The 1,534-nt window shown below is 75.1% G+C and carries 1 protein-coding gene; it reads left to right on the plus strand.

Translation table 11 applies throughout. The annotated features are described in order from the left end of the window. The coding region (locus tag KBX39_RS30880; RefSeq protein WP_210873932.1) for a transketolase C-terminal domain-containing protein at positions 1-1,505 on the plus strand (1,505 nt) is incomplete at its 5' end. Positions 1,506-1,534: the final 29 nt, after the last annotated feature.

The following is a 1,534-nucleotide window of genomic DNA, read 5'->3' on the forward strand; positions in this document are numbered from 1 at the left end:
GGATGCTGTCCGCGCTACCAGGCCTGGACTACACCGCCGTCGACGGCGCCGATCCCGCGCGGCTGCTCGCCGTCGCGGGCGAGGTGGCCGATCGGGTACGCGCCGGACGCCGCCCTGCCGTGCTGCACCTGCGCACGGTCCGGTTCATGGGCCACGCCGGCTCCGACGCGGAACTGGCGTACCGGTCCCGGTCGGAGATCCTCGCCGACTACGCCCGCGACCCGCTGCTGGCCACGGCGGCGGTGCTGGCCCGGCGCGGCATCCTCGCCCCGGCCGAGAGCCTGGCCCGCTACGAGCAGACCCGCAAGCTGGTCATGGACCAGGCCGAGGCGATGCTCGGGCGGGTCGAGCGGCTGCCCGACGCGGCTGCGGTGACCGCTCCGCTGACCGAACGCCGGACCGACCGGGTCAGCGCGGCCGCCGGACGGGCCGGCGCCGGGCGGGACAAGGTGTTCGGCGGCCGGCTCCCCGAGTCGCGCGGACCGCTCACGCTCGCCCAGTCGGTAAACGCCGCGCTACACGACGCGCTGCTCACCTGGCCGCAGGCGCAGGTCTTCGGCGAGGACGTGGCCCGCAAGGGCGGCGTCTACGGCGCCACCCGCGGGCTGCGCAAGGCGTTCGGCGCGAACCGCGTGTTCGACACGCTGCTGGACGAGCAGACCATCCTCGGGGTGGCGCTCGGCGGCGCGCTGGCCGGCACGCTGCCGATCCCGGAGATCCAGTACCTCGCCTACCTGCACAACGCCGAGGACCAACTGCGCGGCGAGGCCGCCTCGCTGCGGTTCTTTTCCGACGGGCAGTACGGCAACGGCATGGTGGTCCGGATCGCCGGGCTGGCGTACCAGAAGGGGTTCGGCGGGCACTTCCACAACGACAACTCGGTGGCGGTGCTGCGGGACATCCCCGGCCTGGCGCTGGCTGTCGCCTCCCACCCGGCCACCGCGCCGGCGCTGCTGCGGCAGTGCCTCGCGCTGGCCGAGCAGGAGAAGCGGGTCTGCGTGTTCCTGGAGCCGATCGCGCTCTACCACACCCGTGACCTGCACAGCGACGGCGACGGCGGCTGGCTGGCCCGGTACGCCCCGCCGGACGAGTGGGCGGCCACCGAGACGCCGCTCGGACAGGTCCGGACCGTACGCGACGGCGACGACCTGGCGCTCGTCACGTTCGGCAACGGCGTGCCGATGAGCCTGCGGGTGGCCGAGACGCTGGCCGCCGAGCGGGGCGCCGGCACCCGCGTCGTGGACCTGCAGTGGCTCGCGCCGCTGCCGGCCGCGAGCATGCTCGCCGCGCTCGACGGCGTACCCCGGGTGCTGGTGGTCGACGAGACCCGGGCCGGCGGCGGCGTCTCCGAGGCGGTGGTGGCCGCCCTGGTCGACGCCGGTTACCCGGGGCGGATCTCCCGCGTCAACAGCGTCGACAGCTACGTCCCGCTGGGCCCGGCGGCCGACCACGTCCTGCTCGGTGAGCACGACGTGCTGACGGCGGCCCGCGCGTTGCTCGACTGACGTACGGCACGACGAAGGCGGGCCCCCCG

The organism is Micromonospora sp. D75 (genome assembly GCF_018070405.1).
Taxonomy (GTDB): Bacteria; Actinomycetota; Actinomycetes; order Mycobacteriales; family Micromonosporaceae; genus Micromonospora; species Micromonospora chalcea.